General features: G+C 68.6%; 20 protein-coding genes and 1 tRNA gene. 10 read left to right on the top strand and 11 right to left on the bottom strand.

The features are described 5' to 3' along the window. Window positions 1–219: 219 nt before the first annotated feature. Window positions 220–519, top strand: a complete 300-nt coding sequence (locus BUQ68_RS20030) for a hypothetical protein (RefSeq protein ID WP_075217798.1) — start codon at window positions 220–222, stop codon at window positions 517–519. Between the two features lie 290 nt (window positions 520–809). On the opposite strand, the gene BUQ68_RS20025 is transcribed toward BUQ68_RS20030, so the two are convergent. Both BUQ68_RS20025 and cpdR read right to left on the bottom strand, forming a co-directional pair. After that, window positions 810–884, bottom strand: a tRNA-Val gene (locus BUQ68_RS20025). A gap of 216 nt (window positions 885–1,100) precedes the next feature. Next, window positions 1,101–1,463 carry a cell cycle two-component system response regulator CpdR gene (gene cpdR / locus BUQ68_RS20020; RefSeq protein ID WP_075217797.1) on the bottom strand — a complete coding sequence of 121 codons (363 nt, stop codon included), beginning with the start codon at window positions 1,461–1,463 and terminating at the stop codon, window positions 1,101–1,103. A 274-nt stretch (window positions 1,464–1,737) separates the two neighbouring features. Between cpdR and BUQ68_RS20015 the strand changes: the two genes are divergently transcribed. Both BUQ68_RS20015 and hisN read left to right on the top strand, forming a co-directional pair. After that, on the top strand, window positions 1,738–2,634 hold the full coding sequence (locus BUQ68_RS20015) for an N-formylglutamate amidohydrolase (protein WP_075217796.1): 897 nt from the start codon (window positions 1,738–1,740) through the stop codon (window positions 2,632–2,634). Window positions 2,635–2,970: 336 nt separating this feature from the next. Continuing rightward, entirely contained in the window at window positions 2,971–3,762 is a 792-nt protein-coding gene (gene hisN / locus BUQ68_RS20010) for a histidinol-phosphatase (RefSeq protein ID WP_075217795.1), read from the top strand. Window positions 3,763–3,784: 22 nt separating this feature from the next. Here the strand turns inward: hisN and BUQ68_RS20005 are convergent, their stop codons facing one another. Continuing rightward, window positions 3,785–4,729, bottom strand: coding sequence for an alpha/beta fold hydrolase (locus tag BUQ68_RS20005; protein WP_075217794.1), 945 nt, complete (start codon window positions 4,727–4,729; stop codon window positions 3,785–3,787). Between the two features lie 297 nt (window positions 4,730–5,026). Here BUQ68_RS20005 and BUQ68_RS20000 point away from each other — a divergent pair, with 297 nt between their 5' ends. Next, window positions 5,027–5,491: an Hsp20 family protein gene (locus tag BUQ68_RS20000; RefSeq protein ID WP_075217793.1), complete on the top strand. Its 465-nt coding sequence runs from the start codon at window positions 5,027–5,029 to the stop codon at window positions 5,489–5,491. A 93-nt stretch (window positions 5,492–5,584) separates the two neighbouring features. On the opposite strand, the gene BUQ68_RS19995 is transcribed toward BUQ68_RS20000, so the two are convergent. After that, complete coding sequence (locus BUQ68_RS19995; RefSeq protein WP_075217792.1) at window positions 5,585–6,664, bottom strand: threonine aldolase family protein; 1,080 nt, start codon at window positions 6,662–6,664, stop codon at window positions 5,585–5,587. A gap of 825 nt (window positions 6,665–7,489) precedes the next feature. Between BUQ68_RS19995 and gltB the strand changes: the two genes are divergently transcribed. Genes gltB through BUQ68_RS19975 form a run of 4 tightly spaced genes read left to right on the top strand, consistent with a single transcriptional unit; the run spans window position 7,490 to window position 14,345 of the window. Further along, a complete protein-coding gene (gene gltB / locus BUQ68_RS19990; RefSeq protein WP_095407391.1) occupies window positions 7,490–12,133 on the top strand; it encodes a glutamate synthase large subunit in 4,644 nt (1,547 codons plus the stop codon). 55 nt (window positions 12,134–12,188) lie between these two features. After that, window positions 12,189–12,461, top strand: a complete 273-nt coding sequence (locus tag BUQ68_RS19985; RefSeq protein ID WP_075217790.1) for an antitoxin — start codon at window positions 12,189–12,191, stop codon at window positions 12,459–12,461. After that, the gene (locus BUQ68_RS19980; protein WP_075217789.1) at window positions 12,458–12,856 is read left to right on the top strand and encodes a type II toxin-antitoxin system VapC family toxin; all 399 of its coding nucleotides are present in this window, start codon (window positions 12,458–12,460) and stop codon (window positions 12,854–12,856) included. Before BUQ68_RS19985 ends, BUQ68_RS19980 begins: the two co-directional genes overlap by 4 nt. Window positions 12,857–12,911: 55 nt before the next feature. Beyond that, the gene (locus BUQ68_RS19975) at window positions 12,912–14,345 is read left to right on the top strand and encodes a glutamate synthase subunit beta (RefSeq protein WP_075217788.1); all 1,434 of its coding nucleotides are present in this window, start codon (window positions 12,912–12,914) and stop codon (window positions 14,343–14,345) included. 74 nt (window positions 14,346–14,419) lie between these two features. Here BUQ68_RS19975 and BUQ68_RS19970 read toward each other — a convergent pair whose 3' ends face one another. Together BUQ68_RS19970 and BUQ68_RS19965 are read right to left on the bottom strand one after the other, a co-directional pair. After that, on the bottom strand, window positions 14,420–15,556 hold the full coding sequence (locus tag BUQ68_RS19970) for an SGNH/GDSL hydrolase family protein (RefSeq protein WP_075217787.1): 1,137 nt from the start codon (window positions 15,554–15,556) through the stop codon (window positions 14,420–14,422). Window positions 15,557–15,745: 189 nt separating this feature from the next. Beyond that, window positions 15,746–17,020, bottom strand: coding sequence for a lytic murein transglycosylase (locus BUQ68_RS19965; protein WP_075217786.1), 1,275 nt, complete (start codon window positions 17,018–17,020; stop codon window positions 15,746–15,748). A gap of 213 nt (window positions 17,021–17,233) precedes the next feature. On the opposite strand from BUQ68_RS19965, the gene galU reads away from it, so the two are divergent. Beyond that, window positions 17,234–18,109: a UTP--glucose-1-phosphate uridylyltransferase GalU gene (galU, locus tag BUQ68_RS19960; protein WP_075217785.1), complete on the top strand. Its 876-nt coding sequence runs from the start codon at window positions 17,234–17,236 to the stop codon at window positions 18,107–18,109. Window positions 18,110–18,278: 169 nt separating this feature from the next. Here galU and BUQ68_RS19955 read toward each other — a convergent pair whose 3' ends face one another. The 5 genes from BUQ68_RS19955 to BUQ68_RS19935 all read right to left on the bottom strand — a co-directional run bounded on the left by BUQ68_RS19955 (window position 18,279) and on the right by BUQ68_RS19935 (window position 23,425). Then, window positions 18,279–19,814: an outer membrane beta-barrel protein gene (locus BUQ68_RS19955; RefSeq protein WP_075217784.1), complete on the bottom strand. Its 1,536-nt coding sequence runs from the start codon at window positions 19,812–19,814 to the stop codon at window positions 18,279–18,281. Between the two features lie 155 nt (window positions 19,815–19,969). Beyond that, window positions 19,970–20,416: an NfeD family protein gene (locus BUQ68_RS19950; RefSeq protein WP_075217783.1), complete on the bottom strand. Its 447-nt coding sequence runs from the start codon at window positions 20,414–20,416 to the stop codon at window positions 19,970–19,972. Window positions 20,417–20,446: 30 nt separating this feature from the next. Next, a complete protein-coding gene (locus tag BUQ68_RS19945) occupies window positions 20,447–21,445 on the bottom strand; it encodes an SPFH domain-containing protein (RefSeq protein ID WP_095407389.1) in 999 nt (332 codons plus the stop codon). Window positions 21,446–21,562: 117 nt separating this feature from the next. After that, window positions 21,563–22,099 (bottom strand): GNAT family N-acetyltransferase, encoded by a 537-nt coding sequence (locus BUQ68_RS19940; RefSeq protein WP_075217782.1) that lies wholly within the window; start codon window positions 22,097–22,099, stop codon window positions 21,563–21,565. Window positions 22,100–22,294: 195 nt separating this feature from the next. Beyond that, on the bottom strand, window positions 22,295–23,425 hold the full coding sequence (locus tag BUQ68_RS19935) for a type III PLP-dependent enzyme (protein WP_075217781.1): 1,131 nt from the start codon (window positions 23,423–23,425) through the stop codon (window positions 22,295–22,297). 711 nt (window positions 23,426–24,136) lie between these two features. On the opposite strand from BUQ68_RS19935, the gene BUQ68_RS19930 reads away from it, so the two are divergent. Beyond that, window positions 24,137–25,048, top strand: coding sequence for a LysR family transcriptional regulator (locus tag BUQ68_RS19930; RefSeq protein WP_075217780.1), 912 nt, complete (start codon window positions 24,137–24,139; stop codon window positions 25,046–25,048). Window positions 25,049–25,068: the final 20 nt, after the last annotated feature.

Below are 25,068 nucleotides of genomic sequence, written 5' to 3'. Positions count from 1 at the left end.
CAACGGCCTCCTCAACGACGTGGACGGCGGTATCGCGGCCATCGCCAACCAGACCGTCGGCGACGCCGACTTCCTGCCGATCCTCTTCTGATCGGCCCGGATCGGAGGCGGGACACCCCGCCTCCCCTCCGCCCCGCATCTGACCGCCCCCATTTCGCTCCTCACCGGCACCCCTCGCCCGGTTCTCGCCCTCACCTCCACCCTTGAAGGACCACGCCCATGCTTTCTCCCTGGCACCTCGCCTTCGGCACCGAAATCAACCAAGGCTTCAACAGCGCGTCCGTGAACGCCGGCAACGGTGTCGGCAACCAGATCGACGGGTCGGTCGTGGCGATCGCCAACCAGTCCATCGGCGATAGCGGCTTCGACTTCGGCGAGAGCGCGTTCGAGAGCAACTTCGGCTTCAACAGCGCGACGGTCGATGTGGGCAACGGCCTCTTCAACCAGATCGGCGGCGACGTGATGGCGATCGCCAACCAGTCGGTCGGCGACGTGGACGCCCTGCCCTTCCTGTTCTGAGCACGGAATAACCGACGCGGTTGGCGCGTTGGTGGGAGTGTGGACGACACCACCGGCCGAAACCATTGCTTCGGCTCGCCCCTTCGATTGCGACCCCAAGTGCCGCCGCTCCGGCCCCTCCGGAGCGGCGGCTTTTTCGCGCATCTAGCGTCACGGCAAAGCGGGCGGACGAGCCGTGAGCGCGGGCGCCTGCTGAGAAGTCGGATGCGTTAGGATTGGAAGGTCCGGACCGAACGGGCGACAGCGGCAGGAGCCGGACCGGTATCGGTGTGTCTTCAACCGGGGGTGAATGGTGGGCGTGACAGGGATCGAACCTGTGACCCCTACGATGTCAACGTAGTGCTCTCCCGCTGAGCTACACGCCCGGTCACCATTCTGCGGGGCCGTCCCGAAGGGCGGCGTGGCGGGGTGTATACCGAGGTTTCCGACCCATGGCAAGGCCGCTCGAACGGCCATCGGCAAACCGGCGCGCGGGCAGTTCCGACCGCCGGAAACACCGGCCGTCGCGGCGCTAGGACGTGCAAAGGCCCGCCGCGATCAGCGGCGGGCCTTGCGGAAACGGTCGACAATGCGGCCCGGCCTCAGGCGGCGGCCAGCATCTTTTCCACTTCGCGGACCAGGTCCTTCAGGTGGAAGGGCTTGGACAGCACCTTGGCGTCCTTCGGAGCCTGGCTGTCCGGGTTCAGCGCCACGGCGGCGAAGCCGGTGATGAACATGATCTTCAGGTCCGGATCGAGTTCGGTGGCGCGGCGCGCCAACTCGATGCCGTCCATCTCGGGCATGACGATGTCGGTGAGGAGCAGGGTGAAGGGCTCCTCGCGAAGCCGCTCGTAAGCGCTCTTGCCGTTGTCGAAGGACACCACGTCGTATCCGGCGTTGTTGAGCGCGCGCGCCAGGAAACGGCGCATGTCGTTGTCGTCTTCGGCGAGCAGGATTCGATTCATCGGTGTGTCCGAGTGGTCCAGAACGGGATCAGCCGAATAGGCTTTCGGGTGAAGCAAGTCATGTCATGAAGCGCGCTTGGGGTAAATATGGCGTAACCGGTCCTGAAATGCCTTGAAAAGAGCTGCCGCCAGCCGCCGGCGCCGCGTCCGCCGCCGTCCCAAGCGTCGCGGTGGACAGAAGGCGCCGAACTTGGCACCTTATTCCTTCACATGACGGAAACGTCGGAGCCGCGACTGAGGCTCCACGCGTCCAGGACGTCCAACCGGAGCGGGCATGCGCGTCGTCGCCGACTTCGTCACGGAAGCGCCCTTCGAATTGACGGCGCCGGCTGAGCAGTCGCAGCCCTTCGTGTTCAATTCCCCGCACTCCGGCCACGCCTATCCGCAGGCGTTCCTCGACGCCTCCCGGCTCGATTCCCACCGCATCCGCCTGTCCGAGGATGCCCATGTGGACCGCTTGTTCGACCACGTGGTGGACCGCGGCGCGCCGCTCGTTCGCGCCCATTTCCCGCGCGCCTATCTCGACGTGAACCGGGAGCCCTACGAACTCGATCCGAAGATGTTCGCCGGGCGCCTGCCGTCCTACGCCAACATCCGGTCGATCCGGGTGGCCGGCGGGCTCGGCACCATCGCCCGGGTGGTGGCGGAGGCGGAGGAGATCTACCACGGACCGATCGCCGTGGAGGAGGCGCTCGACCGGATCGAGGCGATCTACAAGCCCTACCACGCGCTCCTGCGCCGGATCCTCGCCCAGACCCACGTGCGATTCGGCGCCGCGGTGCTGATCGACTGCCACTCCATGCCGTCGAACGTGCGCGGTCAGGATCCGCGCACCCGCGCCGACTTCGTGCTCGGCGACCGCTACGGCACCGCCGCCTGCCGGGGCCTCGTGGAACATGCGGCCGACATCCTCACCGACCTCGGCTACTCGGTGGCGGTGAACAAGCCCTACGCGGGCGGCTTCATCACGGAGCATTATGGCCGGCCCGCCAAGGGCCTGCACGCCATCCAGATCGAGGTGAACCGCGGGCTCTACATGGACGAGCGCACCTTCGCGCGCGCACCATCCTTCGAGGCCCTCAAAGCCGACCTCGGACAGTTCCTCGACGGACTGATGGCCTTCCCCGTGTCGGCGTTGGCGCCGGCGCCGAGTCGCCTTGCCGCGGAATGACCGCCAAGGGCGGGCGGAGGCGAGCCTCGGGCAAGAAAAAAGGCCGTCGCGTGAGCGCCGGCCTGAGTCTTAGGGAGGAAACGCCCGGAGTGGGCGTCGCGACATGCCGGGGCATGCCGCACCGCAACAATGTGATGCACCGCAGCCGGACGGTCAAGGTCGTCCCTGTCGCACCGGGCGCCGAAGCTCTCCTGAGGCTGGTGCCGACGGCACGCTGGACAGGCGGCGAAACCGCATTTACTTCGATGGACCAATAAATTGCAGCCGTGCGTGCGGCGCGCTGTCACGCTGTCGTGATTCGACGGTTTTCCCACCTTCCAACGAGGAGCGTAGCCGATGGCGGACCTCGCCGACTGGGCCCCCTTCTTCCATACGCTGGCCGACGCGGCCGGCGCCGCCGCCCTCCCCTACTTCCGCACCCGCATGGTGGTGGACAACAAGGAGGCGGCCGCGTTCGACCCGGTCACCGAGGCCGACAAGGCGGCCGAGGTCGCGATTCGCGACCTGGTGACCGCGCACCATCCCACCCACGGCATCCTCGGCGAGGAGTTCGGCGACGACAGCGGATCGGCCGACTACGTGTGGGTGGTGGACCCGATCGACGGCACCCGCGCCTTCATCTCCGGCCTGCCCGTATGGGGCACGCTGATCGGGCTGAAGCGGGCCGGCCGGCCGGTGTTCGGCATGATGGCCCAGCCCTTCACCGGCGAGCGCTACTTCGGCGACGGCACGACCGCCACCTATACGGGGCCGGGCGGGCCGGCGCCGTTGCGCACGCGGCCGTGTGCCGATCTCGCCTCCGCGACGCTTCTGACCACCACGCCCGCCCTTTTCCAGGGCGCCGAGCAGGCGGCCTACCGCCGGGTGGAGGAGCGCGTGCGCCTCGTGCGCTACGGCTGCGACTGCTACGCCTACTGCATGGTCGCCGGCGGCCATGTGGACCTCGTCATCGAGGCCGGGCTGAAGCCGTTCGACATCATGGCCCTGATCCCGGTGATCGAGGGCGCCGGCGGGGTGATCACCAACTGGGAAGGCGGCTCGGCCATCGATGGCGGCCGGGTGGTGGCGGCCGGCGACGCCCGGGTGCACGCCGCGGCGCTGGAGATGCTGGCCGGCGCGACCCCGTGACGACATCGAAGCGGGGAGCGGGTCAGTCCCGCGAGCCGGGCACGAAGCTGTCGAACGCCGCCCAGAACTGGGCGGCGTAGGCCGGCGCCTCGAACAGGATCTCGTGGCGGGAACCCGGCACCAGCACGTAGGCGATGGAGCGCAGGCGGCGGGCCATGCGCTCGTTGGCGGCGACGGACACCAGCCGGTCGGCGCCGCAATTGATCAGCATCACGGGCAAGGGCACGGTGGCCGGAAAGTCGTCCGCGTCGAGCCGGTCCATGGCGGCGGCGGCGGCATACATCCAGCCGTTGGTCGGCGCGCCGAGCCAGAGTTCCGGATAGACGCGGGTGAGCGAGGTCATGATCCGGAACTGCTCCGGGTCGGATGTCAGAGGATTGTCCTCGAAATCGCGCACGACGGCGAGCTTGCGCGTCGGACCCGGAATGGCGGCGCGGCCGAGGCCGGCGAGCTTGAAGCCGAGCGCAAGGCGCCGGACGGTCGTGCGGGACACCGGGATGGCGCCGAAGTCGAGGAAGGGCGCCGAGAGCACCAGACGCCGGATCCACGGCGCGAGCTTGGGCGCGGCTTCCAGGAGGATGTTGCCGCCCATCGAATGGGCGAGCGCATAGTGGGGGCCGGGACAGTCCGGCAGCACCATGGTGCGGCGGAAGGCCTCGATGTCGCGCTGGTAGTCGCGGAAGTCGTTGACGTGGCCGAGCGGCACGGCGGCGAGCCGGTCGGAGCCGCCCTGGCCGCGCCAGTCGAACGTGGCGACGGCGAAGCCGCGGTCGCGCAGCGCCTCCACCACCGGGAGATACTTCTCGATCTGCTCGCCGCGCCCCTGGAACAGGCAGACGGTGCCCTGGACCGGGCGCACGCGGGCCGGCCAGCGGGCGGCGCGCAGGCCCACGCCGTCGGCTGTCTCCAGACGCTGCACCACCGTGTCGGACGGGATCGGCAGTTCGGGAAGCGACTTCAGGACCATGGCTTCTCGCGGGTTCGGCGGCAGGACGGCTCTCTCCTACCAAAGCCGCCCCGCGCCCGCCACCGCCGCACGACGGACCGGGCCGACCGGCCTGTCGCGCAACCGCCTGAAAGGTCGGTTCCGACCCTCTTGACGGCCCGAAAGTGCATTCTCACATAAGTCATGCGGACGCCCATCTGGGGTCCGCCGGACCCGACCGGGACCGCGATCGGCCACCAAGGCGATCGGCGCCACCCGGGTCCGAACCGGCTCCTTCGCAGAAGGGGCCTTAGCAGTCGCTCAAGGAGGACTTCTACTATGCGTCAGGTTGATTTCAGCCCGCTCTATCGCTCCACCGTCGGCTTCGACCGCCTCTTCTCCATGCTGGACCAGATGGCCTCGGCCGAGGGCGGCGCGCAGACCTACCCGCCCTACAACATCGAGCGGACCGGCGAGAACGCCTACCGGATCACGCTCGCCGTCGCCGGCTTCGCCGACACCGACCTTTCCATCGAGGCGCGTGAGAACACGCTGACCGTGAAGGGCGACAAGAAGCCGGCCGACGACAAGTCCGCCGAGGTGCTCTACCGGGGCATCGCTTCGCGGGCGTTCGAGCGGCGCTTCCAGCTGGCCGACCACGTGGAGGTGAAGGGCGCCGCCCTTCAGAACGGCCTTCTCCACATCGATCTCGCCCGCGAGATCCCCGAGGAGAAGAAGGCCCGCCAGATCCCGATCGGCCGCGCCGGCGAGGCGAAGCAGATCGAGGCGAACACCATCAACTGAAGGCGGGTCGGGCCACACCGGTCCGCACCGTTGCGACGACCGAAGCGCTCCGGGCCAGCCCGGGGCGCTTTCTTTTCGTCGGGGGTGAAAGGCTCAGCCGCGGCGCTCGGACGCCATCGCGTCCTCCAGCGCCGTCACGAAAGCGGCGATGTCGTGCTTGGTCGTGGCGAAGCTGGTGACGAGGCGGACGACCTCCTCGTCCGGTCCGGGCCTGACGGCGTCCGGCAATCCGTCCGACGACCAGGCGTAGAAGCCGGCGCCGGCCGCCTTCAGGCGGGCGCTCGCCGCCCGCGGCCAGACGGCGAACACCTCGTTGGCCTCGGGCGACAGAACCAGCCGCGCGCCGGGCACCTCCTGGATGCCGGCGGCAAGGCGGGCCGCCATGCCGTTGGCGTGCACGGCATTGTCGAGCCAGTGGCCGAGATCGAAATAGCCGAGGAACTGGGCCGCCGCGAACCGGGACTTGGAGAAGAGCTGGCCCGCACGCTTGCGGGCGTAGGCGAGGTCCTCGTCGAGCGTGCGGTCGAAGGTGACGATCGCCTCGGCGCTCCAGCAGCCGTTCTTGGTCGCGCCGAACGAGAGGACATCCACCCCTGCCCGCCACGTCATGTCGGCGGGCGCGACGTTGCGCCCGACGATGGCGTTGGCGAAGCGGGCGCCGTCCATGTGCACCTTGAGGCCGGCGCGATGGGCGATGGCGGAAAGCGCCGCGACCTCGTCCACCGTATAGACCGTGCCCCACTCGGTGGCCTGGGTGAGGCTGAGCGCCACCGGCCGTCCGTGATGCACGGCCGGCGGATGATAGCGCGCGAGCGCCGCTTCCAGGCCGTCGGGCGTGATCTTGCCGTTGGGGCCGGCGATCGGATGGAGCGTGCCCCCGCCGGAGAAGAAGGACGGCGCGCCCGCCTCGTCGTTGGCGATGTGCGCGACCTCGTGGCAGAGCACCACGCCGCCCGGTTTGGAACAGGCGGCGAGGGACAGGCAGTTGGCGGCCGTGCCGGTCGCCACCATGAAGACGCCGACCGGCTGCTCGAAGATTTCGGCGAACCAGTCGTCAACCTTGCGGCTGGCGTCGTCGGTGCCGTAGGCGGGCTGGAGGCCCTGGTTCACGGCGGAGAGGGCGGCCGCAACCGGCGCCGAGGCTCCCGCCCAATTGTCGCTGGAGAAGTTCATGCCTCGCTTCTAACGAAAAAGCCGGGGCTGCGGTATGCCTCTCGCGTGGGCACACCCATGCAAGCATCGCATCGCCGCGCATTGATCGACCCCCGCATCCGATCGGCGGCCTCTGCCCCTTCCGCCAAGGTACCCGGCGCCCCGGCCATCAAATTTGCAACGCGTCAACACTATGGGATTGACGCCGCCGGAACGTTATGCGTAAAACGCATCAGGCATGCGGGACCGCGATAGTTGGTCGCCGCGGCAGGGGTGCGCGCCGCCGCCTCCCGACAGCCGCGGTCAAACGATAGATTGTTGCGCCTGGCGCCGCTGGTGAGTTCCTTGTCTTGCGCCGACGCGCCGTCGGACGCAACCTTCGACAGGACGGTTACCGGTTCGCCCTTGCGATCATGGCCCGGTTTGGGCAAGGTTGCGGAGGGAAAAGGACAGGAGCGCTGTCCATTCAGGTCCGCCCTCGGGCGTCCGCGCCATGTCCTCGACAGGAAGGGCGCGGGACCGGTTCGCCGACCGGTATCAAGGCCTGGACAGGACGGCACGATCAAGAAGCTGGGGCATCGGCTGCCAGTTTCCGAACGGATTTCACGCCCGACAGGACTCGTCGGTCGAGCCGCATCGATGGATGCGACCCGAACGATGGAGGATCGCCGGGCCACAGGCGTCTTCGCCCCGCGGGGCGGACGCATGGACCACACCGCCAGGACCGCGCATGGGGCGCGGGCCGAGCAAGAACGAGGACCGGCCATGAACAGGCTCGACACGGCAAGCCCGTCTGACGTGCGGATCGACGCGGAGGCGCCCACTGCGGCCCGCCACGCCACCGTGATGACGGCCAAAGCCCGCGCCCGCGCAGCCGATGAAGGCCTCTACAGCCCGGCTCACGAGCACGACGCCTGCGGCGTCGGCTTCATCGCCAACATGAAGGGCGAGAAGTCGCACGAGATCGTGGCGAACGGCCTCCAGATCCTGGAGAACCTCACCCATCGCGGCGCCGTCGGCGCCGACCCGCTGATGGGCGACGGCGCCGGCATGCTGGTGCAGATCCCGCACGCGCTCCTCAAGGACGAGGCCGCGGCCCTCGGCTTCGCGCTGCCGGAGCCCGGCGGCTATGCGGTCGGCCACCTGTTCATGCCGCGCGACGAGGCCTTCCGGGCCTGGTGCGAGGATGTGGTCGCCGCCGTGGTTGCCGACGAGGGCCAAGTGCTGCTCGGCTGGCGCGACGTGCCGGTGGACAATTCCAGCCTCTCCAAGGCGCCGGACATCGCCGCCACCGAGCCGGTGCACCGGCAGGTGTTCATCGGCGCCGGCGCGGGGATCAAGGACCAGACCGAGTTCGAGCGCCGGCTGTTCCTGTTGCGCAAGATGATCTCCAACCGGGTCTACGCCAAGTCCGGCGTGGAGGACTCCGGCTTCTACATCGTCTCGCTGTCGACCCGCACCCTCGTCTACAAGGGCATGTTCCTGGCCTACCAGCTGGGCGCCTACTACAAGGACCTGACCGACCCGCGCTTCGTGTCGGCGCTGGCGCTCGTGCACCAGCGCTTCTCCACCAACACCTTCCCTTCGTGGAAGCTCGCCCATCCGTACCGGATGGTCGCCCACAACGGCGAGATCAACACGCTGCGCGGCAACGTCAACTGGATGGCGGCGCGGCAGGCCTCGGTGGAGAGCCCGCTCTTCGGCGACGAGATCTCCAAGCTCTGGCCCATCTCCTACGAAGGCCAGTCCGATACAGCCTGCTTCGACAACGCGCTGGAATTCCTGGTCCAGGGCGGCTACGAGCTCGCCCACGCGGCCATGATGCTGATCCCCGAGGCCTGGGCGGGCAACCCGCTGATGGACGAGGACCGGCGCGCCTTCTACGAGTACCACGCCGCCTTGATGGAGCCGTGGGACGGCCCGGCGGCCGTCGCCTTCACCGACGGCCGCCAGATCGGCGCCACCCTCGACCGCAACGGCCTCAGGCCGGCCCGCTATTTCGTGACCGACGACGGCCTCGTGGTGATGGCCTCGGAAGCGGGCGTGCTGCCGATTCCGGAAGAGCGGATCGTTGAGAAGTGGCGCCTGCAGCCGGGCCGCATGCTGCTGATCGACCTGGAGGAAGGCCGCATCGTCTCCGACGACGAGATCAAGCAGCGCCTCGCCACCGCCAACCCGTACAAGGAGTGGCTGTCGCGCACCCAGATCGTGCTCGAGGACATGCCGCCCGTGGCGGTGTCGTCGATCGTCAGCCACGACGCGCTGCTCGATCGCCAGCAGGCCTTCGGCTACACCCAGGAAGACCTGAAGATCCTGATGGCCCCTATGGCCGTGACCGGCCAGGAGGCGATCGGCTCCATGGGCACCGACACGCCGATCTCGGCGCTGTCGGACAAGGCCAAGCCGCTTTACACCTATTTCAAGCAGAACTTCGCCCAGGTGACGAACCCGCCGATCGACCCGATCCGCGAGGAACTCGTCATGTCGCTGGTGTCCTTCATCGGCCCGCGGCCCAACATCCTCGACCTTGAGGGCGTTTCGACCATCAAGCGGCTGGAGGTGCGCCAGCCGATCCTGACCAACCAGGACCTGGACAAGATCCGGATGATCGGCGACATCGCCGACAACCAGTTCCAGGCGAAGACGCTGGACATCACCTTCGACGTGAAGCGCGGTACCGATGGCCTGAAGATGGCCCTCGACCGTCTGTGCGAGCGCGCCGAGGAGGCCGTCCGCGCCAAGTACAACATTATCATCCTGTCGGACCGCCAGCTGTCGCGGAACCGGGTCGCCATTCCGGCGCTGCTGGCGACCGCGGGCGTGCACAACCACCTGATCCGCAAGGGCCTTCGCACGTCGGTCGGCCTTGTGGTGGAATCCGGCGAGCCGCGCGAAGTGCACCACTTCTGCGTGCTGGCGGGCTATGGGGCCGAGGCCATCAACCCGTATCTCGCCTTCGACACGCTGCTTGCGATGAAGAACCAGTTCCCCGAGGAGGTCGACGAGGAGGAGATCGTCTACCGCTACATCAAGTCGATCGACAAGGGCATCCTCAAGGTCATGTCCAAGATGGGCATCTCGACCTACCAGAGCTATTGCGGCGCCCAGATCTTCGACGCGGTGGGGCTGAAGTCCTCGTTTGTGAACCAGTATTTCTTCGGCACCGCGACCACCATCGAGGGCGTCGGGCTGGAGGAGATCGCCGAGGAGACCCTTGCCCGGCACGCCGCCGCGTTCGGCGACGACCCGGTGCTCGCCCGCTCGCTCGAAATCGGCGGCGAGTACGCCTACCGCCTGCGCGGCGAGGCGCACATCTGGACGCCGGACATCGTGGCCGAGCTGCAGCATGCGGTGCGCATGAACCTGCCGGACCGCTATCTCGCCTATGCCCGCCAAGTCAACGAGGAGACCGGCCGCTTCTCCGTGCGCGGCCAGTTCCGCATCAAGACTGCCGAGGAGATGGGCCGCGCGCCGGTGCCGATCGACGCGGTCGAGCCGGCGGTGGAGATCGTGAAGCGCTTCGCCACCGGCGCCATGTCGTTCGGCTCCATCAGCCGCGAGGCGCACGAGGCGCTGGCGGTCGCTATGAACCGGATCGGCGGCAAGTCGAACACCGGCGAGGGCGGCGAGGAGAGCGAACGCTTCCGGCGGCTGCCGAACGGCGACAGCAAGCGCTCGGCCATCAAGCAGGTGGCCTCGGGCCGGTTCGGCGTGACCGCCGAATACCTGGTCAACGCCGACATGATGCAGATCAAGGTGGCCCAGGGCGCCAAGCCCGGCGAGGGCGGCCAGCTGCCCGGCCACAAGGTGGACGCGGTGATCGCCAAGGTCCGGCATTCCACGCCGGGCGTCGGCCTCATCTCGCCGCCGCCGCATCACGACATCTATTCGATCGAGGATCTGGCGCAGCTGATCTTCGACCTGAAGAACGTCAACCCGACGGCGGACGTGTCGGTCAAGCTCGTCTCCGAGGTGGGAGTCGGCACCGTGGCGGCCGGTGTTGCCAAGGCGCGCGCCGACCACATCACCATCGCGGGCTATGACGGCGGCACCGGCGCCTCGCCGCTGACTTCCATCAAGCACGCCGGCTCGCCCTGGGAGATGGGCCTTGCCGAGACGCACCAGACCCTGGTGCTGAACGGCCTCAGGAGCCGCGTCTGCCTGCAGGTGGACGGCGGCATGAAGACCGGCCGCGACGTGATCGTGGGCGCCCTCCTCGGTGCCGACGACTTCGGCTTCGCCACCGCGCCGCTGATCGCCGCCGGCTGCCTGATGATGCGCAAGTGCCATCTGAACACCTGCCCGGTCGGCATCGCCACCCAGGACCCGGTGCTCCGCAAGCGCTTCAAGGGCACGCCGGAGCACGTGATCAACTACTTCTTCTTCGTCGCCGAGGAAGTGCGCGGCTATCTCGCCCAGATGGGCTTCCGCAGCCTGTCCGAGCTCACCGGCCGGTCGGACTTCCTCGCCCACGCGCCGACGCCGGGACACGCCAAGGCGTCCGGTCTCGACTTCAGCCGGCTGTTCTTCAAGCCGGACGCGCCGCCGGAGGCGATCCGCTGGACCGAGCGGCAGGTGCACCCGATCGCCGACGTGCTCGACCGGCGGCTGATCGCAGAGGCCCAGCCCGCGCTGACCGAAGGCAAGCCCGTGGTGATCGAGGCGTCGATCAAGTCGGTGGACCGGACCGCCGGCGCCATGCTGGCCGGCGAGGTCGCCAAGCGGTTCGGCCACGAGGGCCTGCCGGACGGCACCATCACGGTGAAGCTGACTGGCACCGCCGGCCAGGCGTTCGGCGCCTTCCTTTCCACCGGCATCGCGCTGGAACTCACCGGCGAGGCCAACGACTACGTGGGCAAGGGCCTCTCCGGCGGGCGCATCGTGGTGCGGCCGTCCGGCAAGGCCAGGATCGTGCCGGAGCAGTCGATCATCGTCGGCAACACGGTGCTCTACGGCGCGACCGAGGGCGAAGCCTATTTCCGCGGCGTCGCGGGCGAGCGCTTCGCCGTGCGCAACTCCGGCGCCGTCGCGGTGGTGGAAGGCTGCGGCGACCACGGCTGCGAATACATGACCGGCGGCGTCGTGGTGGTGCTGGGCGCGACGGGCCGCAACTTCGCGGCCGGCATGTCCGGCGGCGTCGCCTATGTGCTCGACGAGGCGCGCACCTTCGCCAAGCGCTGCAACATGGCCATGGTGGACCTGGAGCCGGTGCCGGAGGAGGACGAGCTTCTGGAGAAGCTCCACCACCACGGCGGCGACCTGATGTTCAAGGGCCGCGTCGACCTCTCGTCGGACATGACCCGCCACGACGACGAGCGCCTGCGCGCCCTGATCCAGAACCACGTGCTCTACACCGGCTCGACCCGCGGCAAGGACATCCTGGACCACTGGGAGGCGTTCCGGCCGAAGTTCGTGAAGGTGATGCCGGTGGAGTACCGCCGGGCGCTGCGCGAGATGGAGAAGATGCGCATGGGGCTAGCGGCAGAGTGATGGAACCGGCCGGCCGAGGTGTGATATGCTGCGGCATATGACAAGGAGGCCGGCCATGACCACCACCAGACGCGACGAGCGGGAGGTCAGCCTCTTCCGCAACGGCCGAAGTCAGGCCGTGCGCATTCCCAAGGAGTTCGAGCTGGACGCCGACAAGGCGGTGATGTGGAAGGATCTGGACGGGACCATCCATATCAAGCCGAAGCGACCGAAGAAAACCACAGCGGAGCTTCTTGACTGGCTGGCTGCTCAGCCGCCGCTGGATGAAGATTGGCCTGAAGTCGAGGAACTGCCGCTCGATCCGGTGGACCTCGGCTTCGACGAATGACCATCCTGCTGGATACGAACACGGTCTCGTTTCTCATCAGGCAGCCGACCAGCGTGGCTGCTGCGCGGCTGAGGGCGGTGGATCAGTCAAGTGTGGCGATCAGTATTCTCGTGGCGGCCGAACTTCGGTTCGGGTACCGCCGGGTGGCGTCGAAAAGGATCGAGCATCTTGTCGAGGCTTTTCTCGCCACCTACGCGGTGATCGATTGGAGCGAGCCGGCAGACCGGGCGTATGCAGAACTCCGCGCAGATCTCCATCGTCGTGGCGCTTTGATCGGTCCGATGGACATGTTGATCGCCGCCCACGCGCTCGCGCTGGACGCGGTTCTGGTGACGGACAACGAAAGGGAGTTCGGCCGGGTTGTCGGGCTCAAGATTGAGAACTGGATCCGCTGAGGATCCGAGAGGGTCGGCCGGCCGGCCGGATCACGAACCGAGACGGACAGAGACGATGGGCAAGGTCACAGGTTTCCTCGAGATCGACCGGCAGGAGCAGAAGTACCAGCCGGCGTCCGACCGCATCCGGCATTTCCGGGAGTTCGCCATTCCGCTGTCCGAGCAGGAGGTGGGCCGGCAGGCCGCGCGCTGCATGGACTGCGGCATTCCCTACTGCCACGGTCCCACCGGCTGCCCGGTGCACAACCAGATCCCCGACTGGAACGACCTCGTCTATTCGGGCGACTGGGAGGAGGCGGCGCGCAACCTCCATTCCACCAACAACTTTCCGGAGTTCACCGGTCGCATCTGCCCCGCCCCGTGCGAGGAGGCGTGCACGCTGAACCTGGAGGACAGCCCGGTCGCCATCAAGACCGTGGAGCAGGCCATCGCCGACAAGGCATGGGACATGGGCTGGATCACGCCGCAGGTCCCGCTGGTGAAGACCGGCAAGCGCGTGGCCGTGGTCGGCTCCGGCCCCGCCGGCATGGCTGCGGCGCAGCAGCTCGCCCGCGCCGGCCACGACGTGCACGTCTACGAGCGGGAGCCGAAGGCCGGCGGGCTGATGCGCTACGGCATCCCGGACTTCAAGATGGAAAAGCACTACATCGACCGCCGCGTGCACCAGATGACGGCGGAAGGCGTGACATTCCACTACGGCGTCAACGTCGGCGTCACTCATTCGCTCGACCAGTTGGTGGCCGACCATGACGCGGTGCTGATCGCCGCCGGCGCCGAGCGGCCGCGCGACCCCGGCCTTGGCGGCAAGGATCTGGTCGGCTGCCACTACGCCATGCCCTTCCTGGTCCAGCAGAACCGCCGGATCGGCGGCGAGGACGTCTCCCACGAGGAGCCGCTGCTCGCCTCCGGCAAGCACGTGGTGGTGATCGGCGGCGGCGATACGGCCTCCGACTGCGTCGGGACCTCGTTCCGCCAGGGCGCCCTCTCGGTGACCCAGCTCGACATCCGCCCGATGCCGCCCATGAAGGAGGACAAGCTGAAGGTCTGGCCCTATTGGCCGACCAAGTTCCGCACCTCCTCCTCCCAGGCCGAAGGCGCCGAGCGCGAGTTCTCCTGCGCCACGCTGGAGATCGTCGGCAACGCCAAGGGCAAGGTCACGGGCGTGAAGTGCGCCCGGGTGGACGAGAAGCGCGAGCCGATCCCGGGCACGGAGTTCGTGATCCGGGCCGACCTCGTGCTCTTTGCGATCGGCTTCGCCGGCCCGCTGGAAGGCGCCCTGCTCGCCGGCCCCGGTGCGGCGCTCGCCCGCGACCGGCGCGCCAACATCGCCGCCGACACGGAGAGCTACAAGACTTCCATGGAGAAGGTGTTCGCCGCCGGCGACATCCGCCGCGGCCAGAGCCTGGTGGTCTGGGCGATCCGGGAGGGCCGTCAGGCGGCCCGGTCGATCGACCTCCACCTGATGGGCGCGAGCCAGCTTCCGACCTGAGGAGAAGCGCGCGTCGCAGGGCGCGCGCCGTCCGTCGAACGGGCTGATCGGTCGATCAGTTCACCATCGTCCGGTCAGTTCACCGTGGAGACCAGATCGTCGACGCGGCCGAGACGGGGCGCCAGCGGGCGCCCTTCGACAACGAGCCGGTGCAGCGCGGTGCCGGTCTTCGGCGCCGGTTGGGCCACTTCCACCGCGAAATCCTCGTCCGGCTCCACGTCCGGGTCGGACAAGGATACCACCAGCCCGCCCGAGCCGTCCGCACGCGGGAGCACGAAGCCGGGGGCGCCCTTGGAGAGCCAGGTGCGCACCTCCTGCTCCACGAAGAAAGCGAGCTTGCGGTTTCCCGACTTGGTGAAGCCGATGCCGTCCTTCAGCCGCAGCTGCCGCGACTGCCCCTCCACGTCCGCGCCGGTCGGCGTGAACCCGCCGGCCGCATCCGCGAAGGCGTTCCAGACGTCCACATAGACCGCCGCGTTCGCCTCCGCCTCCTGGCGGAACAACTCGTCCAGATAGGCGAAGTCGGTGATGAGGGCCACGTCGGCGGTCGGCACCAGCCCGACCCAGAACACCGGGATGGACTTCGCCCGCGCCGCCGCGATCAGGGCCTTCACCCGCGCCCGGTAGACGGTCTCCCACGGCCGGGTGCGGAACTCCGCGTCGATGCCGTCGACGAGGATCGGCCGCCGGTCGTCGAGGCCGAGCATGACCACCACCGCATCCGGCGGATCCGCGGCAGTGAGACGGGCCTCAAGGGCTTGGCGGACGTCCACCGGGTCGGTGGCGGCCAGTCCCGCCTCCGGCTCGGAGATGCTCTCGAACCGCACATCCGGCGTGTCCGCGAAGGCGACGTCGAGCCCGGACGCCAGGCCCGCCGCCAGGGCATCGCCCAGCACCAGCACCAGACGGGCGTCCGCGTTCTTGGGCTTGACGGCGATCGCCGGTTCCGGCGCGCGGATCACCTTCGGCCCGCGCGGCCGGCTGCCCTCCGGGGTCAGCACCATGGGACCGGACGGCGCCCGGCTCGAGGGCGGCACCTGCATGATCTTCGGCCCGGGCGCAGGTCGCTTGCGCTCCTCGATGCCGAACAGGCGCAGGAAAAAGGGCGAGCGTTCGAAGATCTGCGCCGAGGCCGGAGCCGGAACGGCCAGCGCCAGGACTACCCAGACCAGGCAGGCGAGAAGGGCGCTCGAGAGGATACGGCGGAACACTGGACCGCTCCGGGTCGTTCGACAGGGCGCCGCGCTTCGGCTTGCGCTCGCCGGTTGAACATGAACGCGCCAGCCCGGATGACGGGCTTGCATCACAAGGGACCCAGTGTGGGGATGGACGTGGATCCGGTCAATCGGCACGACGGACACCCGCAAATACCAGCGCAGGCCGACGGCCTGCGGCGGAGGTCAGCGGCCGGCCTTCAGCCGGTCGAGCAGGTCCTGCGAGGGCTCGCCGGTCACGGGCAGGCCCGCGGAGGCCTGATAGGCGCGGATGCCCTCGATGGTGCCCGATCCGATCTTGCCGTCGATCTCGCCGACGTCATAGCCCCGGCGGGCAAGCTCGGACTGCAGGTCCCGGCGCTCGTCAAAGGTCAGCGCCTGCTCGTCCCACGGCCAGGGCGCCGTGAAGGCCGCGCCGCCGCCGAGCCGGTCCGCCAAGTGCCCCACCCCGAGCGCGTAGGGGTTGGCGTTGTTGTAGCGCTTGATGACCGCGAAATTGTGGAGGAGCAGGAAGGCGGGCCCGTCCGCGCCGGCCGGCCGCCACAGGCGCGCACTGTCGCCGCCGCGCGGGAAACCGGCCCCGTTCGCCCGGAGGACGCCGGCGGCCTGCCACTCGCCGAGCGTGCGCCGGCTGTCCTCCGCGGCCGCGAAGCCCGCGGGCAGGCGAACCTCGTAGCCCCAGGTCTGTCCGCTCCGCCAGCCGGATTTGTTCAGGTAGTTGGCGGTCGAGGCCAGCGCATCCGGGATGGACGTCCAGATGTTCCGCCGGCCGTCCCCGTCGAAGTCGACCGCATAGGCCTCGTAGGTGGTGGGAATGAACTGGGTGTGCCCCATGGCGCCCGCCCAGGACCCGGTGATGTGGATCGGGTCGGTGTCCCCCCGCTCCAGGATGCGCAGCACCGCCAGGAGCTGGTTGCGGCCGTACTTTGCCCGGCGCCCGCCCTTCCAGGCGAGGGTCGCCAGGGCGCGGACGGCGTTGCGGACGATGCGCGGGTTGTTCAGGACCGCCCCGTAGGAACTCTCCATGCCCCAGATCGCCACCACGAAGGTACGAGGGACCCCGTAGGCCGCCTCGATCCGATCGAGGCTCGCCCGGTGCACCGTCAGCATCTCCCGGCCGGTGGCGATACGGGTGTCGGTCACCGCGCCGTCGAGATACTCCCAGATCGGCTTGACGAATTCCGCCTGCCGGTTGGCCGCATCGAGAACCCCCTGGTCCGGGCCCACCCCGTCGAAGGCGGCTTCGAATGTGCGGCGCGACACGCCCTTGGCGGCGGCATCCGGCCACAGTGTCTCCACGAAGGCAGTGAATTCTCGCGGAATCGGTCCGTCGGATCGCGGCGGCTCACCCGCGTTCAGTGCACCGTCGAAGCCCATCGGCCCGCCGAGCGACAGACACCCGGTCAAACCGGCGCAAAGAAGAGCCACGGCGATGAGCTTGGGCATCAAGCGTAGGGTCATCAGAACTTCCGAAACGAGAGGTAAGATTTCATTTACTGGAGCATTTAAGATTAACGATGCGTTAACGTGATGAAAAGAGGCCAAATCGCCGTCTTTTTAATGGAAACGGAACGGTGTTAATCGTACTGTTCCGGACATATAGGTTGGCGGCCATTAGCCGGATCATGGCGGGATCAGCAGGATCGCCGGTTCGGTTGGAACTTGGAGCATGGAATGACCAAGACGATACGCAAGGCGGTGTTTCCGGTAGCCGGTCTCGGAACGCGATTTCTGCCGGCGACGAAAGCGGTTCCCAAGGAAATGCTGACCGTGGTGGATCGGCCCGCCCTGCAGTATGTGGTCGATGAGGCCAAGGCTGCGGGTATCGAGCACTTCGTGTTCGTCACCGGGCGCGGCAAGGCCATCATCGAGGATCATTTCGACATCAATTTCGAGCTGAACGCGACCCTGGAGAGCCGGAACAAGACCGAAGCCCTGGAGAGCGTGAACCGCGACCTGCCCAAGGCCGGTGCCACCAGCTTCACCCGCCAGCAGGCGCCCCTCGGCCTCGGCCACGCGGTTTGGTGCGCCCGGGACATCATCGGCGACGAACCCTTCGCCGTCCTGTTGCCGGACATGCTGATGAAGCATCATACACCGTGTCTGAAGAGCATGGTGGACGCCTACGCCAAGACCGGCGGCAACGTGCTCAGCCTGGAAGCCTGCGATCCGGCGCAGACCTCGTCCTACGGCATCGTGGCGCTCGGGGACACGCTCGACGAGGACGTGCACCAGATCAAAGGCATGGTGGAGAAGCCCAAGCCCGCGGAAGCGCCGTCCAACCTCTTCATCTCGGGCCGCTACATCCTGCAGCCGGAGATCTTCGATCTTCTGGAGACCCAGGAGCGGGGTGCCGGCAACGAGATCCAGTTGACCGATTCCATGCTCCGCCTCGTGGAGACCAGCCCGTTCTACGGCGTGCGCTTCCGCGGCACCACGTTCGACACCGGCACCAAGCTCGGCTTCCTGCAGGCGAACATCGCCTACGGCCAGGAGCGGACGGACATCCACCCGAACATCAAGTCCGAGCTCGCCGCGCTGCTGCGCTGAGCACCCGCTGCCGGATGGCGGCAACGTGACCCTGCTGCCGGATGGCAGCAAGCGGATGATACCAAGCCCGAAGGGGCGCCGGCCGGTCGGGCCGTGATGCGAGCAAGTTCGAGGGGCCGGCGCCGGGGCGAGACCACGGCGCCGGCCTTTTCGGTCTCCAATCGACCGGTCAGGGGCGCACGGTGATGCCGGCCTCCACGGTCGTCTCGTGGATATCCTCGCCGTTGACGGAGCTGTCCGCCACCTCGTGCGTGGCCGAGAGCGTGACCTCCATCGACCGGTTGAGCCGCCAGGCGGCACCCGCCCGGGCGGCCACGCGCGTCACCGACCGGTCGATCCCCTCATAGTCCTGGAAGGAGAGGACGCCGCCCGCATCCAGGATGAGATTGGGCCTCAGCGCATGGGCGACCGCCACGCCGGCCGACCGGGTGATGGCGCCGCTAGCATCGGCGAGGCGGCTGGTCTCGAACAGGGTGTCGGCCGTGAGGGTGATGGTGGTGAGCGGCGTGATCGCCCAGGCTAGCGAGGCCTCCACCAGCATGCCGCGGAGCGGGTCTAGCCGGTCGTCGTCGAGGACTTCCGTGGCATAGCCCACCGCCACTTCGCCGGTGACGAGGCCGGTGTCGACGCCGGTGCCGACCTTCATCTCGCCGCCGACGCTCGACCGGCGGAAGCCGGCCTCGTCCACCGTCCGGTCGGGGAGACGGGTGAAGAGGCTCGTCTCCACGAAGGGCTCGAACACCGCGCCGGAGTCGAGGGTGAGGCGCAAGGTGCCGGAGACGAGCGTGTTGTCCCGATCGTCGCCGTCGTAGATCGTGCGGTCGACGGCGCCGCGCAGGCTGAGGCCGATGAGGCCCGCCGCGCGGGTGTAGCCGGCGGTGGCCGAAAGGGTGTGGATGGCGGCACCGGTCGCCGGGCCGGTCTCCGCGGAAAACCCGGTCTCCGTGGCGAAGCTGTAGCGCAGGCCCGCGGTGAGGCGGTCGACCTCCGTCACATCGTAACGCCCGTCGGCGAGGAATTCGGTGGAGGGCTCGATCTCCCGGTCACCGCCCGCGTAGTCGCGGATGCCGCCGCGGAGGGTGAGATCGAGGCCGGCGCGGGCGTCCGCGTCGGATCGGGCGATCACCTCGCCGCCGAGGCGCCAATAGGCCTCGCCCTCTCCGTCCGGGCTTTCGCTCGGGTTCGACGACCAGCCCATCCCGGTGGTGGCGCTGGCGAAGACCGTGAAGGTGCGCACCCTGAGCCCGATCGGCTCGAAAGCCTGGCGCGCCGCCTCCTCCGTGTTCACAGGGATGGGGGCGGCACCGACGACCGGCAGCACGGACTGGACCGGACGGACCGGGCGCACGGCCGGGCCGAGCGCGGCGGCGGGAACCAGCGAGGCGCGCAACCCGTCCGCGGTGAGCGGCGTCTCGGGACGCGCCGCAGCGGTGGCGGTGGCGGGCGTAGCGGGCGCGTCGGCCTCGACCGCGTCCGGGTCAATCGGGCCGAGCGGGTCGGCGAGGCCGGGATCGGCAGGGGGCAGGAGATCTTCGATCAGCCCGTCCAGGCTGTCCGACGCCGTTGCGCCGCCAGCTGTGCCAGCCTCCGGCGGGCGGACCGCCGGCGCGCCCGCTTCGACGCCCACGGTCTGGCCGTGGACCGCCGGGGCGGCTCCGGCCACCAGACCGGCGGCAGCGAGGACGGCGAGGAGGCGGGACCGCATGGAAAGGGGCTGGACCGGGTTCGGAGACGATCGGAAAGACGCGCGGGCTCGGCAGGCCCGTTTCCAATCGGTAAACGAACGCGGTTAACAGATGGTATTCAGTTGCCGTTATGCATCCCGCTCGAAGGCCGTGCGGCCATGTTCGGGCGACCGGTTCAGCGTGCCGCGACCCGCAGCCGTCCGTTGTCCACGCTGACGATGGTGACCGGCGTGCCGGCCGGAAGGTCCGGCCCCTCCACCCGCCAGAGCGTGTCGTCCAGGCGGATGTGGCCGGTGCCGTTGGCGATGGCCGTCTCCAGCACCGCCGGCCGGCCGACCTGCCGGCGCAGGCGATCGTTGAGCGTCCCGGCGGTGCTGGTGTCCTCCGTCGTGCCGTAGAAGCGGCGGCCGAGGAAGGCCGCGATGACGGCGAAGACGATGAAGAGCAGGATCTCAACCTGCCAGCCGAGGTCCACCGCAAGGGCGATCACACCGACGAGGATGGCCGCCATGGCGAACCACAGGAAGAAGGCGCCCGGCGCCACCACCTCGACGGCCGCGAGGATGATGCCGAGGACCCACCAGGTCCACGGCCCGAGCATCTGCAGCACCTCCGCGATCATCGATGCGCCCTCCCCCGTCCGCCGCCGCGGTCAACCGTTGCCGTCGGGCGGCGTGCCGACCGACGGCACGAAGCCGCTCCGCCGGCGCGGCGGCTGCGGCGGGCTGCCGTCGTCGCCGAAAGTGGCGCGCGCCAGTTCGGCGATGCCGCCGAGGGAGCCGAGCAGCGCGGTCGCCTCCATGGGCAGCATCAGGATCTTCTGGTTGGGCGAATGGGCGAACTGGGCGAGCGCCTGGGTGTACTTGTCGGCGATGAAGTAGTTCAGCGCCTGCACGTCGCCCTTGGAGACCGATTCGGAGACGAGCAGCGTCGCCTTGGCCTCCGCCTCGGCGAGCCGTTCGCGCGCCTCCGCGTCCCGGTAGGCGGCCTCGCGCCGGCCTTCGGCCTGCAGCACCTGCGCCTGCTTCTCGCCCTCGGCCTTCAGGATCTGCGCCGCCCGCTGGCCCTCGGCCTCCAGGATGGAGGCGCGCTTGTCGCGCTCCGCCTTCATCTGGCGCGCCATCGATTCGACGAGGTCGGCCGGCGGGTTGATGTCCTTGATCTCGACGCGGGTGATCTTCACGCCCCAGCTTTCCGTGGCGGCGTCCACCACGTGCAGAAGGCGCGTGTTGATCTCGTCGCGGTTGGAGAGAAGATTGTCGAGGTCCATGGAGCCCATGACCGTGCGGATGTTGGTCATGGTGATGTTGAGGATGGCGTTCTGCAGCCCGGTGATCTCGTAGGCGGCGCGGGAGGCGTCGAGCACCTGGAAGAAGGCGACGCCGTCGACCGTGCAGGTGGCGTTGTCCCGGGTGATGATCTCCTGGGACGGCACGTCCAGCACCTGCTCCATCATGTTGAGCTTCGAGCCGACCCGGTCCACGAAGGGGACGATGAGGTTGAGGCCCGGATAAAGCGTCTTCGTGTAGCGGCCGAACCGCTCCACGGTCCAGTTGGACCCCTGCGGCACCTGCTTGATGCCGGCGAAGAAGACGATGACCGCGAGAATGAAAAAGGCCGCAATGGCCACGTCGAGTCCGGTCACGAACATGCGCCCCTCCAGTCGTTGACCCGCGGACATATAGACATGCCGGAAGACGGCTGAAAAGCAGCGGGCGTCTTCCGGACGCCCGCGTCGTCGTGTGAGGGTCCGATCGCCGATAGACGGTCAGGCGGCGGCTTCGAGCGCCGGCACGTCCACCGGCAGCCGCGGTCCCGTCGGGCGGAGCACGCCCTCGGCGCCAAGGAGGGCTCCCGGCCGCAGTTCCACGGCCAGGAAGCGATGCCGCTCGTACGGCCCCGGCATGGCAAGGCCCGCCGTCCGCTCTGCCGTGAAGCCGAAGCGGCCGTAGTAGGGCGCATCGCCGACGAGGAGCACGGCGCCGTGACCGAGCGCCTTCGCACGGGCGAGCGCAAGGCGCATCAGGGCGCCGCCGACGCCGGTGCCCTGCTGGTCGGCCGCCACCGCGAGCGGACCGAGGAGCAGGCCCTCGCGGCCGGTGTGGCCGGCGGCCACGTGCCAGAGCCGCACGGTGCCGACCAGCCGCTCGCCGTCCTTGGCGATCAGCGACAGGCCCTCCGCCGGCAGGCGGCCGGCGCGAATGCGCTCGGAGGACTTCAGGAAGCGGGCCGGGCCGAACGCGCGGTCGAGCAGGGCCTCGCGGGCGCCGACGTCATGCGGCGCTTCGTCCAGGTAGGTGATCATCGAGATGCGACCTTCCCCGCGGCGCGCGGCAAAGGCCGCGCGGCACGCGATACAGACACCAGAGGTGCCGGCGCCACCCTGAGGGGCACCGGTGCGGGAAAAGGTGCCGGCGGAGGTGTCCGCCGGTCTCGGGCCGTGGAACGGGACCTCCGCCAAGGGGAGGCGCCGCCATCGGCCGGATCGAGGCTGGGCGCCTCAGATCACGTAGCTGCGCAGCGGCTCGAAGCCGTTGAACGCCACCGCCGAATAGGTGGTGGTGTAGGCGCCCGTGCCCTCGATCAGCACCTCGTCGCCGATCTCCAGGGAGAGCGGCAGCGCGTAGGGGGTCTTTTCGTAGAGCACGTCGGCCGAATCGCAGGTCGGGCCGGCCAGGATGCACGGGGCCACGTCGCCGCCGTCCCGCCCGGTGCGGATCGGGTAGCGGATGGACTCGTCCATGGTCTCGGCAAGGCCGCCGAACTTGCCGATGTCCAGGAACACCCAGCGCGTGTCGTCGCTGGTCTGCTTCTTGGAGATCAGCACGACCTCGGCCTTGATGATGCCGGCGCCGCCCACCATGCCGCGACCCGGCTCGATGATCGTCTCCGGGATCGCGTTGCCGAAGTGGCGGCGGATCGCGTCGGTGATCGAGCGGGCGTAGGCCTCGGTGGCCGGCACGTCCTTCAGGTAGCGGGTCGGGAAGCCGCCGCCGAGGTTGACCATCTTCAGCTGAATGCCGCGCTCGGCGAGCGTGCGGAAGAGATGGGCCGACGAGGCGAGCGCGCCGTCCCAGGCTTCCGTGTTGCCCTGCTGGGAGCCCACGTGGAAGGACACGCCATAGGCCTGCAGGCCGAGGCGATGGGCGTGCTCCAGAACGTCGACCGCCATCTCCGGCTCGCAACCGAACTTGCGCGACAGGGGCCACTCGGCGCCCGCGCCGTCGCAGAGGATGCGGCAGAACACCCGGGCGCCGGGCGCCTGACGGGCGATCTTCTCCACCTCGGCCTCGCAGTCGACCGCGAAGAGGTCGATGCCGAGCCGGCGGGCACGGGCGATGTCGGCCTCCTTCTTGATCGTGTTGCCGAAAGAGATGCGGTCGGCCGTGGCACCAGCGGCGAGCGCCATCTGAATCTCCGCCACGGAGGCGCAGTCGAAGCACGAGCCGAGTTCGGCGAGGAGCGACAGGATCTCCGGCGCCGGGTTGGCCTTCACCGCGTAGAACACGCGGGTGTCGGGCAGCGCATGGCGGAAGGTCAGGAAGTTGTCGCGCACGACGTCGAGGTCGACCACGAGGCAGGGACCCTCGGGACGTCGGGAAGCGAGGAAATCAAGGATGCGAGCGGTCATTGGACAAGCCCCGAACCAAAACGGTTTCACCGATCCGGAGTCGTTGCGATGCTCCGCGTCGCCGCTGTGGAGACGGCGCCGGCAGAAACATGCAACGGCTCGCAACCGGCCAAGACAGCCGGCGGAATGATGCCGAGCCCGTGCCGAACCCCATCGCGGAGCGCGTCACGATCCCGTAAAGCCATTGATTGGAGCGGGGTGTCCCGTCCGCACGTCAGGCAAGATGTAGTCGCCTCTTTAGTGACCCCGGCGGTTGGAGCGCCGGCAGAGACCAAAAAAGCCCTCTACGTCGTTGCTTTAAGTCGCGTCCACCGCTTGAGAAGCGGCTTAGACCCGGTTCTTCTCCGGTCACCGGTTTGCCCTCGCTGGATACCGCCGTGAGCGGCCCTTACGAAACCGGCACGCAACCACAGGCACGTGCGAAATTGGGCAAGGGCGGAAATAACTCCGTTGCCCCCTCTTCGCAAGGGCAAATTCGGACGGTGGCGCAAATTTATTCGCGCATGCCTGACAGGCACCGCGGACTGCCGATCGCAGCCGCTCGTTCGGCCGTTCCATTGTCGTCGGCAGGCTTCAGCCTTACATGTCCATCGATCGGAATGACGCGTCCTCGGTGAACATTCACCGGGCGACGGCGCAACAGAGGTCTCGGCCGGCGCGCGTCGGACCGCGGCCCGCAAGGCGTCAGGATGCGCCGCGAGGGAGGACACCGTGGACACGCTCACCCGGATGCGGACCTTCGTGGAGGTGGTGGACGCCGGCGGCTTTTCCGCCGCAGCCCGCAAGCTCGGCCGCTCCAAGGCGCTGATCTCCAAATATGTCAAGGAGTTGGAGGACGAGCTCGGGACCCGGCTGATGAACCGCACCACCCGGCGGCTGTCGCTCACCGAACTCGGGCAGGCCTACTACCGGGATGCCGGCGAGATCCTCCAGCGGGTGGACGACCTGCAGGACATGGTGCGCGACCGGCACGGCGAGCCGACCGGCCTCCTGCGCGTCGCCTGTCCGCGCACCTTCGGCGACGGCTTCGTCGGCATGGCCATGATGGAGTTCGTGGCGGCCAACCCGGCCATCAAGCTGGATCTGAGGCTCGACGATCGGTTCGTGGATCTGGTCGACGAGGGGTTCGACTGCGCGATCCGAATCACCGAGATGCAGGATTCCAGCCTGATCGCCCGCAAGCTCGCCGAATACCGCTTCGTCATCGCCGCCCGTCGCGACGTGGTCGCCACCCACGGGCGGCCGCAGCACCCGGACGACCTGACCGACCTGCCGTGCGTGATCGACAGCAACCTCCGCAGCCGCTTCTCCTGGCGCTTCAACGTGGATGGCAACCGCCACACGGTGCAGGTGGCCGGACGGGTGGAGGTGAACTCGCCGATGGCGGTCCGCCTCGCCATCCTCTGCGGCCTCGGCTACGGGTCGGTGCCCTACATCATAGTCCGCGACGACCTGGAGGCCGGCACCATGGAGGTGGTTCTGGAGGAGTATGAAGCGGTGACGCCCGGCATCTACGTTGTCTATCCGCACCGCCGGCATCTCTCCGCCAAGGTCCGCGCCTTCGTGGATTTCATGGCCGAGTGGTTCGCCAAGTTCGACGGCGAGAACTGCAGGGGCGCCTGAAGCCCCATCATCGTTCCCGT

Source organism: Mongoliimonas terrestris (assembly GCF_001927285.1).
GTDB lineage: Bacteria > Pseudomonadota > Alphaproteobacteria > Rhizobiales > Pleomorphomonadaceae > Chthonobacter > Chthonobacter terrestris.
Note: the sequence above shows the minus strand (reverse complement) of the source record. Positions and strands in the feature narration are given on the sequence as shown.

Excerpts from the sequence above, each read along its gene's own strand:
- BUQ68_RS20030 (WP_075217798.1), top strand. The coding sequence starts at position 220 with ATGCTTTCTCCCTGGCACCTCGCCTTCGGCACCGAAATCAACCAAGGC.
- cpdR (WP_075217797.1), bottom strand. The coding sequence starts at position 1,463 with ATGAATCGAATCCTGCTCGCCGAAGACGACAACGACATGCGCCGTTTC.
- BUQ68_RS20015 (WP_075217796.1), top strand. The coding sequence starts at position 1,738 with ATGCGCGTCGTCGCCGACTTCGTCACGGAAGCGCCCTTCGAATTGACG.
- hisN (WP_075217795.1), top strand. The coding sequence starts at position 2,971 with ATGGCGGACCTCGCCGACTGGGCCCCCTTCTTCCATACGCTGGCCGAC.
- BUQ68_RS20005 (WP_075217794.1), bottom strand. The coding sequence starts at position 4,729 with ATGGTCCTGAAGTCGCTTCCCGAACTGCCGATCCCGTCCGACACGGTG.
- BUQ68_RS20000 (WP_075217793.1), top strand. The coding sequence starts at position 5,027 with ATGCGTCAGGTTGATTTCAGCCCGCTCTATCGCTCCACCGTCGGCTTC.
- BUQ68_RS19995 (WP_075217792.1), bottom strand. The coding sequence starts at position 6,664 with ATGAACTTCTCCAGCGACAATTGGGCGGGAGCCTCGGCGCCGGTTGCG.
- gltB (WP_095407391.1), top strand. The coding sequence starts at position 7,490 with ATGACGGCCAAAGCCCGCGCCCGCGCAGCCGATGAAGGCCTCTACAGC.
- BUQ68_RS19985 (WP_075217790.1), top strand. The coding sequence starts at position 12,189 with ATGACCACCACCAGACGCGACGAGCGGGAGGTCAGCCTCTTCCGCAAC.
- BUQ68_RS19980 (WP_075217789.1), top strand. The coding sequence starts at position 12,458 with ATGACCATCCTGCTGGATACGAACACGGTCTCGTTTCTCATCAGGCAG.
- BUQ68_RS19975 (WP_075217788.1), top strand. The coding sequence starts at position 12,912 with ATGGGCAAGGTCACAGGTTTCCTCGAGATCGACCGGCAGGAGCAGAAG.
- BUQ68_RS19965 (WP_075217786.1), bottom strand. The coding sequence starts at position 17,020 with ATGACCCTACGCTTGATGCCCAAGCTCATCGCCGTGGCTCTTCTTTGC.
- galU (WP_075217785.1), top strand. The coding sequence starts at position 17,234 with ATGACCAAGACGATACGCAAGGCGGTGTTTCCGGTAGCCGGTCTCGGA.
- BUQ68_RS19955 (WP_075217784.1), bottom strand. The coding sequence starts at position 19,814 with ATGCGGTCCCGCCTCCTCGCCGTCCTCGCTGCCGCCGGTCTGGTGGCC.
- BUQ68_RS19950 (WP_075217783.1), bottom strand. The coding sequence starts at position 20,416 with ATGATCGCGGAGGTGCTGCAGATGCTCGGGCCGTGGACCTGGTGGGTC.
- BUQ68_RS19945 (WP_095407389.1), bottom strand. The coding sequence starts at position 21,445 with ATGTTCGTGACCGGACTCGACGTGGCCATTGCGGCCTTTTTCATTCTC.
- BUQ68_RS19940 (WP_075217782.1), bottom strand. The coding sequence starts at position 22,099 with ATGATCACCTACCTGGACGAAGCGCCGCATGACGTCGGCGCCCGCGAG.
- BUQ68_RS19935 (WP_075217781.1), bottom strand. The coding sequence starts at position 23,425 with ATGACCGCTCGCATCCTTGATTTCCTCGCTTCCCGACGTCCCGAGGGT.